This window comes from Bacillus sp. LR_5 (assembly GCF_042709275.1).
In genome coordinates this window covers 1-9003 of the sequence record NZ_JAVAXX010000257.1, presented here as the reverse complement: position 1 = coordinate 9003, position 9003 = coordinate 1, and the positions used below count along the sequence as shown (strand labels likewise).

General features: G+C 42.5%; 9 protein-coding genes, 1 tRNA gene, 1 other RNA gene and 1 other annotated feature. Of the genes, 4 read left to right on the top strand and 7 right to left on the bottom strand.

Annotation, left to right across the window (positions count from 1 at the left end; genetic code table 11):
• Positions 1-90: signal recognition particle sRNA large type (gene ffs, locus RAC86_RS30545), an RNA gene on the bottom strand; the annotation flags it as partial.
• Between the two features lie 82 nt (positions 91-172).
• Entirely contained in the window at positions 173-658 is a 486-nt protein-coding gene (gene tadA, locus RAC86_RS30540; protein ID WP_003226784.1) for a tRNA adenosine(34) deaminase TadA, read from the bottom strand.
• Positions 659-743: 85 nt separating this feature from the next.
• Between tadA and RAC86_RS30535 the strand changes: the two genes are divergently transcribed.
• The 4 genes from RAC86_RS30535 to dck all read left to right on the top strand — a co-directional run bounded on the left by RAC86_RS30535 (position 744) and on the right by dck (position 4014).
• Positions 744-1289 carry a cysteine hydrolase family protein gene (locus RAC86_RS30535; protein ID WP_085187900.1) on the top strand — a complete coding sequence of 182 codons (546 nt, stop codon included), beginning with the start codon at positions 744-746 and terminating at the stop codon, positions 1287-1289.
• Between the two features lie 69 nt (positions 1290-1358).
• A complete protein-coding gene (locus RAC86_RS30530; RefSeq protein WP_174223695.1) occupies positions 1359-2642 on the top strand; it encodes a glycoside hydrolase family 18 protein in 1284 nt (427 codons plus the stop codon).
• A gap of 98 nt (positions 2643-2740) precedes the next feature.
• A complete protein-coding gene (gene dgk, locus RAC86_RS30525; RefSeq protein ID WP_003226790.1) occupies positions 2741-3364 on the top strand; it encodes a deoxyguanosine kinase in 624 nt (207 codons plus the stop codon).
• Positions 3361-4014, top strand: coding sequence for a deoxyadenosine/deoxycytidine kinase (dck, locus tag RAC86_RS30520; RefSeq protein ID WP_003226792.1), 654 nt, complete (start codon positions 3361-3363; stop codon positions 4012-4014). The genes dgk and dck overlap by 4 nt, the downstream gene beginning before the upstream one ends.
• Positions 4015-4125: 111 nt before the next feature.
• Here dck and RAC86_RS30515 read toward each other — a convergent pair.
• From RAC86_RS30515 to dacA, 5 genes are all read right to left on the bottom strand, one after another.
• Positions 4126-4218 (bottom strand) — tRNA-Ser (locus RAC86_RS30515).
• A 134-nt stretch (positions 4219-4352) separates the two neighbouring features.
• Positions 4353-5630, bottom strand: coding sequence for a serine--tRNA ligase (gene serS / locus RAC86_RS30510; RefSeq protein ID WP_003247131.1), 1278 nt, complete (start codon positions 5628-5630; stop codon positions 4353-4355).
• Between the two features lie 56 nt (positions 5631-5686).
• Positions 5687-5899, bottom strand: a binding site (T-box leader).
• 52 nt (positions 5900-5951) lie between these two features.
• Positions 5952-6542: a pyridoxal 5'-phosphate synthase glutaminase subunit PdxT gene (gene pdxT, locus RAC86_RS30505; protein ID WP_029726364.1), complete on the bottom strand. Its 591-nt coding sequence runs from the start codon at positions 6540-6542 to the stop codon at positions 5952-5954.
• Between the two features lie 21 nt (positions 6543-6563).
• Positions 6564-7448 carry a pyridoxal 5'-phosphate synthase lyase subunit PdxS gene (gene pdxS, locus RAC86_RS30500; protein WP_003247145.1) on the bottom strand — a complete coding sequence of 295 codons (885 nt, stop codon included), beginning with the start codon at positions 7446-7448 and terminating at the stop codon, positions 6564-6566.
• A 196-nt stretch (positions 7449-7644) separates the two neighbouring features.
• Entirely contained in the window at positions 7645-8976 is a 1332-nt protein-coding gene (gene dacA, locus RAC86_RS30495; RefSeq protein ID WP_015482683.1) for a D-alanyl-D-alanine carboxypeptidase, read from the bottom strand.
• Positions 8977-9003 lie beyond the last annotated feature (27 nt).

Genomic DNA, 9003 nt, shown 5'->3' with positions numbered 1-9003 from the left:
GCCTTAAAGTAAACGAACCTCGAGAAGGGATTCGGCCCTGCTAGAGCGGATTGCAGGTACAGGGCACCGCTACCTCCCCGCTTAGCACGGCAAAATAAATATCAAATTTTATGTTGCATCTATTACGATGCACACTTAAGTATATCTGTTTCCCCTAAAAATTGCAACCGTACTATTCAGACAAGTTTTTCCTGGCGGCTTTCTTCTTTTTTCTTAGTTCTCTGAAAAACGCACTGAGCATTCCGCCGCATTCTTCCTCAAGTACACCGCTCACCACTTCAGCCTGATGATTAAAGCGTTCCTCCTGAAGAAGGTTCATTAGCGTGCCTGAACAGCCGCCTTTCGGATCAAATGCGCCAAAAACCACTTTTTCCACTCGAGAAAGTACGACTGCACCAGCACACATTGGACAAGGCTCAAGCGTCACATAAAGAGTCGCACCTTCCAGCCGCCATGTTCCGAGTGCCTTACACGCTTCATCAATTACAAGCATTTCTGCATGGGCAATAGATCGCTGTTCAGTCTCTCTTAAATTATGTGCACGCGCTATAATTTCATCATTAACGACAAGCACCGCACCTATTGGCACTTCACCTTTCTCTTCAGCCTTTTTCGCTTCTTTAATTGCTTCTTTCATATAAAGTTCATCTTGTGTCATAAGGATAAGCTCTCTTTTCAAAGTTTTTTCATTGCCTAAAAAGGCTACATATTAACTATAACTGAAACGGAAAGGAGACTGTCGATTGTCCAAAGCAGATACAGCCCTTCTCATTGTAGACATGATCAATAATTTTGAATTCGATATGGGAGAAACCCTCGCTAAAAAAACAGAGAAAATCGTTCCTCATATTTTATCATTAAAGGAGCACGCGAGACAAAATGAATGGCCGATTATTTACATCAATGATCATTATGGACTTTGGCAAGCTGACATTAAAAACATTCAGCAAGAATGCACAAATGAAAGAAGCAAGGATATCATCACAAAGATAGCCCCGGAAGATGCTGATTATTTTTTAATCAAACCAAAACATTCCGCTTTCTACGAAACTGCACTTCACACCCTTCTTACTGAGTTGCAGGTGAGACATATTATCTTAACAGGTATAGCCGGCAATATATGTGTGCTGTTTACCGCTAATGACGCTTATATGAGGGAATACAGCATCACGATTCCTAAGGACTGTATCGCGTCAAACAGTGACGAAGATAACAAATTCGCCTTAACTATGATGGAGAATGTTCTTTTCGCAGAAATTACGACGGAAGAACAAATTACAGAAAAATAAACATGATCAGCGCTTTTCTTTCATACATTGATAGCGATATGAAAGGAGGCGTTTTTCATTCAAATTTATGTGGTAAAACAAGGCGACACTCTTTCTGCTATCGCTTCACAATACAGAACAACCGCAAATGACATCACTGAAACGAATGAAATACCGAATCCCGACAGCCTTGTTGTCGGACAAACCATTGTCATTCCAATAGCTGGCCAGTTCTATGATGTGAAGCGAGGTGATACCCTGACATCTATCGCCCGGCAGTTCAATACAACGGCAGCCGAGCTCGCAAGGGTTAACCGCATCCAGTTAAATACCGTGCTTCAGATTGGTTTCCGTATATACATCCCACCAGCCCCTAAACGAGACATCGAATCAAATGCTTATTTGGAGCCCCGAGGAAATCAAGTCAGCGAAAATCTCCAGCAGGCGGCCAGAGAAGCGTCGCCCTACTTAACGTACCTTGGCGCATTCAGCTTCCAGGCACAGCGGAACGGAACCTTAGTCGCACCGCCTTTAACGAATTTAAGGAGCATTACAGAAAGTCAAAATACAACATTGATGATGATTATAACGAACCTAGAAAACCAGGCATTCAGCGATGAACTTGGCCGGATCCTTTTGAACGACGAAACTGTAAAAAGACGGCTTCTAAATGAAATAGTCGAGAATGCCAGAAGATATGGCTTCCGTGACATTCATTTCGACTTTGAATATTTGCGGCCCCAGGATAGAGAGGCCTATAATCAATTCCTCCGCGAAGCAAGAGATCTTTTTCATCGAGAGGGCTTAGAAATTTCTACGGCTCTTGCTCCTAAAACAAGTGCAACACAGCAGGGCAGGTGGTATGAAGCTCATGATTACAGGGCACATGGCCAAATTGTCGACTTTGTTGTTCTCATGACATATGAATGGGGCTATAGCGGCGGGCCGCCTCAAGCGGTTTCTCCAATTGGACCTGTCCGTGATGTCATAGAATATGCTTTGACTGAAATGCCTGCGAACAAAATTGTCATGGGCCAGAATTTATATGGATATGACTGGACGCTGCCATATACAGCAGGGGGAACTCCGGCAAGAGCAGTAAGCCCTCAGCAAGCCATTGTCATAGCTGATCAGAACAATGCTTCCATTCAATATGACCAAACCGCTCAAGCTCCTTTCTTCCGCTATACTGATGCAGAAAACAGAAGGCACGAGGTATGGTTCGAGGATGCCCGCTCGATTCAAGCAAAATTCAATCTGATTAAAGAGCTGAATTTAAGAGGCATCAGCTATTGGAAGCTGGGTCTTTCCTTTCCACAAAACTGGCTGCTGCTGTCTGATCAATTTAATGTTGTCAAAAAGACGTTTCGATAATTTGGAAACGTCTTTTTTTCATGGGGGCACCCAAGGGTTGTGATACAATATGAAGGTCGGTAACTGACGCACGTTTTTCAGATATAAGGAGGATTCCGATGAATACAGCCCCTTTTATTGCAATAGAAGGTCCTATCGGGGCAGGAAAAACAACTCTCGCAACGATGCTCTCACAAGAATTCGGATTCCCTATGATCAATGAGATTGTAGAGGATAACCCGTACCTTGATAAGTTTTATGACAATATAGAGGAATGGAGCTTCCAGCTCGAGATGTTTTTTCTTTGTCACAGATACAAACAGCTTGAAGACACCAGTGATCACTTTTTAAAAAAGGGACAGCCTGTAATAGCTGATTATCATATTTATAAAAATGTGATTTTTGCGGAACGCACCTTGTCTCCACATCAGCTGGAAAAATACAAAAAGATATATCACCTGCTAACGGATGATCTGCCAAAGCCGAATTTCATCATTTACATAAAGGCCAGTCTGCCTACATTGCTACACCGCATTGAAAAACGCGGGCGCCCCTTTGAGAAAAAAATTGAAACTAGCTATTTGGAGCAGCTGATTTCAGATTATGAAGTCGCCATCAAGCAGCTGCAGGAAGCAGACCCTGAACTTACAGTGTTAACCGTAGATGGTGATTCAAAGGATTTCGTTTTGAATAAGAGCGACTTTGAACGCATTGCCGCCCATGTAAAGGAGCTTATCGTATGAAGGAACATCATATCCCTAAGAATTCAATTATTACAGTAGCAGGAACAGTAGGTGTCGGAAAATCGACTTTAACAAAAACTTTAGCTAAACGGCTTGGATTTAAAACATCTTTGGAGGAAGTCGATCATAATCCATACTTGGAAAAGTTCTATCATGATTTTGAACGTTGGAGCTTTCACCTTCAAATTTATTTCTTAGCTGAACGCTTCAAAGAACAGAAAACAATTTTTGAAGCCGGCGGAGGTTTTGTACAGGATCGTTCGATTTATGAAGATACAGGGATTTTCGCAAAAATGCATGCTGATAAAGGGACAATGTCAAAGGTTGATTATAAGACTTACACAAGCCTTTTCGAAGCAATGGTAATGACACCGTATTTCCCACACCCAGATGTGTTGATCTATTTAGAAGGAGATCTGGAGAACATTTTAAACCGGATTGAACAACGCGGCCGTGAGATGGAGCTTCAGACAAGCAGGTCTTATTGGGAAGAAATGCATACACGCTACGAGAACTGGATAAGCGGTTTTAATGCCTGCCCTGTTTTAAAACTTCGCATTGAAGATTATGATCTTCTGAACGACGAAAACTCGATTGAAAATATTGTAGATCAAATTGCTTCAGTTATTCATGATAATCAAAAAAAGTGAATCTCAGTCGAGATTCACTTTTTCTTTAAAATAAAAAATCCGCCGCACCGAATGCAACGGACAAAACAATCTCCAATATATGCTTGTGTTTCATTAGAATTAAAATCAATATGGCGGAGGAAGAGGGATTCGAACCCCCGCGGGCTTTGACACCCCTGTCGGTTTTCAAGACCGATCCCTTCAGCCGGACTTGGGTATTCCTCCGTATCGACAAGACTTACTATATCACGTATGTTCTCGTGTGGTCAAGCTTTTTTAAAAACTTTTTTTGTTTTTATGAAAATGCCGTGTTTACATAAGCAAAAAGGCGCACCTTGTCAGGCACGCCTTTCCATAATTTACGGTTTCATTACTTCTCTATTCCCCATATAAGGACGAAGCACTTTCGGAATCACAACGCTTCCGTCTTCCTGCTGATAATTTTCTAAGATAGCAGCAACTGTTCTTCCAACCGCCAGTCCTGAACCGTTCAGTGTGTGTACATGCTCAGGCTTGCCTTTCGCTTCACGTCTGAAACGAATATTCGCACGTCTCGCCTGGAACGCTTCGAAGTTGCTGCAAGAAGAGATTTCTCGATATGTGTCTTGGCTTGGAATCCAAACTTCGATATCGTATTTTTTCGCAGCCGTAAAGCCTAAGTCACCCGTACACATGCTCATGACACGGTATGGAAGCTCAAGCAGCTGAAGAACCCGTTCTGCTTGGTTTGTAAGCTTCTCTAATTCTTCATAAGAATCTTCAGGCTTCACAAACTTTACAAGCTCAACTTTATTAAATTGGTGCTGACGAATTAATCCGCGTGTGTCACGTCCTGCTGAACCAGCTTCAGAACGGAAGCAAGCACTGAATGCCGCATAGTTGATCGGCAGGCTGTCACCTGAAAGGATTTCATCGCGATGCATGTTTGTAATCGGCACTTCCGCCGTTGGAATTAAGAAATAATCTTCTTCTCTGATTTTAAATGCATCCTCTTCAAATTTAGGAAGCTGCCCCGTTCCCGTCATACTTGCGCGGTTTACCATATATGGCGGGATCACTTCAGTGTAGTTATACTCATCCACATGCAGATCAAGCATAAAGTTATAAAGCGCACGCTCCAAACGAGCACCTAAGCCTTTATAGAACACGAAACGGCTTCCTGTTACTTTGGCAGCACGTTCAAAATCCAGAATACCCAGCTCATCCGCAATATCCCAGTGCGGCTTCGGCTCATAAGCAAATGAAGGCTTTTCACCCCATTTACGCACTTCTACGTTGTCGTCTTCTGTTTCACCGACAGGTACAGACTCATGCGGAATATTCGGGATTGAGAGAAGGATTGTATCAAGCTCAGCTTCCACTGTTCGCAATTCTTCATCAAGCTTTTTAATTTCCTCGCCGACTTCACGCATTTCTTTAATAATGTGATCCGCGTCTTTTTTCTCACGCTTCAGCACAGCAACCTGCTGAGAAACTTCATTTCGTTTTCCTTTTAACTCTTCAACCTTGCCGATAAGCTCTCTTCGTCTATCATCCAGCGCCTCAAACTTATCAAAATCAGTTAAGTCTTCGCCTTTGTGTACAAGCTTTGCTTTAATTTCTTGAAAATTTGCTCTCAGCATTTTCGTATCAAGCATGCGAAACACTCCTTTTTTTATTGATTTGTCGAAAATAAAAAGAGCCCTCATCCCCATAAAGGGACGAGAGCTCTCGCGTTGCCACCCTGATTGAAAACAAATCAAAGACTCGTTTTCCACTTTCAAACATAACGGTTATCCCGTAAATGCCTACTTGTTTCAGCATTTCGCTCAAGGATGGATTCAGACAGCATCTTTCACCGATTCGCACCAACCATCGGCTCTCTTAGAAAGAGAGGCTCCCTACTAGTTCCTATCAACGCTTTTCGATCTTTATTTGTGCTTATAATGTACTATAAGTTTCCACAGCTTTCAACTGTTTTATACAAGTGCCTTTTGCTTGTATTCCTCAACCATTTCAACAAACAGCTTTGTCACTCGGTGATCTTCTGTCAGCTCCGGATGGAATGAGCAGCCAAGGAATTGCCCCTGTTTCGCGGCTACAATACGACCATTATGCTCCGATAAAACTTCAACATTTTCACCAGCTTCTAAAATATGCGGAGCACGGATGAATACCCCTGTAAAAGGCTCGTCCAATCCTTTAATTGTTAAATCAGCTTCAAAGCTGTCAACCTGCCGGCCAAATGAATTACGTTCCACAACCACATTCAGAAGACCTAAATGAGGATTATCTGAACCGGCAATTTCTTTTGCTAATATAATTAATCCGGCACATGTTCCAAACATCGGTTTGCCCTGAGCAGCGAATTCACGAAGCGGCTCCATGAATTGATACGTATCGATCAAACGGCGCATCGTCGTGCTCTCACCGCCCGGCAAAATCAACCCGTCAACTTCGTTCAGCTGCTCCGGACGTTTTACGACAAGACCAGCCGCGCCGCATGCTTCAATCGCATGGATGTGCTCTCTAACTGCTCCTTGAAGTCCTAGTACACCTATTGTTAACATGTCAGCAGCGCTCCTATGTTCTTACCAGCCGCGTTCTTGCATACGCTGTTCTGGAAGTAAGTTTGAGATTTCAATCCCTTTCATTGCAGTACCAAGCTCTTTTGACAACTCAGCGATCAATTTGTAATCAGTAAAGTGAGTTGTTGCTTCCACAATTGCTTTCGCAAATTTAGCAGGGTTGTCTGATTTGAAAATACCAGAACCAACAAATACTCCGTCAGCACCGAGCTGCATCATGAGAGCAGCATCAGCTGGAGTTGCTACGCCGCCAGCGGCAAAGTTAACGACAGGAAGCTTGCCGTCTTTTTTAATTTGAAGAAGAAGCTCGTAAGGAGCACCTAGGTTTTTCGCTTCTGTCATTAGTTCATCCTCACTCATCGCAACTACTTTGCGCACTTGAGCGTTAACTTTGCGCATATGGCGAACAGCCTCAACAATATTACCTGTTCCAGGCTCACCTTTTGTGCGAAGCATAGAAGCACCTTCCGCAATACGGCGTGTTGCTTCACCAAGATCACGGCAGCCACAGACAAAAGGAACTGTGTATTCATTTTTATTTAAATGAAATTCTTCGTCAGCCGGCGTCAGAACTTCACTTTCATCAATATAGTCAACACCCATAGCTTCAAGCACACGCGCTTCAACAATATGTCCGATACGCGCTTTTGCCATTACCGGGATAGATACTGCATTCATTACTTCTTCCACGATTGTAGGGTCAGCCATACGGGCAACTCCTCCAGCCGCGCGAATATCTGCTGGCACACGTTCTAGCGCCATTACAGCGACAGCTCCAGCTTCTTCAGCGATTTTCGCTTGTTCCGCATTGATGACGTCCATGATGACGCCGCCTTTTTGCATTTCTGCCATTCCGCGTTTTACACGTTCAGTACCTGTTTGAGCCATTTCTTGGTCCCCCTAATCAAGGTATAGTTATATGATTTCTAATCCTTATTGTATCCTAGAAATCCAATAATTCATATGGATATATACTATTTTATTCGGTTTTTAGCGCTTTGAAAATCATTTTTTATTAAAAATTGGGTTTTTTCAGTATATTACGCGAAAGAGCCCTAACATCCATCAGAGCTCTTTCAATTGATTAAAACCAGCCGGTTACCGTATCAACAATGCTTCCCCAAATTCCGGCAAAAAATCCGCCGATACTGCGCATTGTCAAAACAAACCAGTTTGCTTTTTCTACATTTTCTTTTGTAACAAGGTCTACGCCAGCCAGATCGCTGTTAAGGAATCCGTAATCCTTTTCATCACCTGTGTATTCCGCAGTCAGCTTCCCAACCTTGGTTCCTTTTTTCACAGGAGCAGTTAAGTTGTCTTTATTCAGTGTGACCTTCGCTTTGTAATTCTTTTCTTCACCATTTTTGACAGGAAGAGAGAACGCCTTGTTTGTCACAATGCCTACTTCTTTCTCTTTACCCTTATCAACTGAAATTGTTTTATGGCCTTTTACTTGATCGCCTTCAGCATAAATTTCTTTCATGGAGAAATTGTCGAAAGCATAATCAAACATTTTTTTCGTTTCATCGAAACGGCCTGTATGAAGGTTGCCCTTCGCGTTTAAAACAACAGTGATGACACGCATACCGTTGCGTTCAGCTGTTCCTGTAAAGCATGAACCCGCAGAGTCAGTAGAACCTGTTTTCAGTCCGTCTACAGTCGCTTTTTTATACTCGCTGACAAGCCCCTTCAGCATAAAATTCCAGTTCGGCATGTCCATTTCATCATCGGTGCCTTCTCTGAATTTCGTTTTGGCGATACTGGAAGTCTCCAGTATCTCAGGGTAGTCAGTAATCAAGTGATCCGCAAGAATTGCCATATCCTTTGCAGAAACTTCACTTTCTTCATTTACGCTTGTCCCCTCAGGCTGATGCCCGTGAAGATCTTTGTTTTCAAGACCTGTTGCGTTAACAAATTTGTAATCTGTTAAGCCTAGTTCTTTTGCTTTTGCATTCATTTTTTCAACAAACTTAGTTTCAGAACCGGCAACGATTTCTGCAATCGCAATAGCAGCAGCATTTGCAGAATAAATTGCTGTAGCTTGATATAATTCTTTTACTGTGTATTTCCCGTCTTTCCGAAGAGGAACGTTTGATAAGCTGTTATCTTGGGAAATTTCATACACATAGTCATCAGGCGTATAGGTTTGGTCCCATTTCACTTTACCTTGATCAATTGCTTCCAATAACAGATACTCTGTCATCATTTTTGTCATACTCGCAATTGGCAGTCTCTTATCTGCATTTTTACTGTAAAGAATTTTACCTGAAGAAGCTTCGATCATAATAGCAGCAGATGCATTGATATCAATTGGATCGCTGGCTGCTTTTGCTTTTGACATTGGAGCCAGACACGTGACAGCTAGAGTTAACACAACCAATGACATCAGTAGCTGTTTACATTTCTTGATGTTCAATCGTACGACCTCCGTATTTCATTTTCT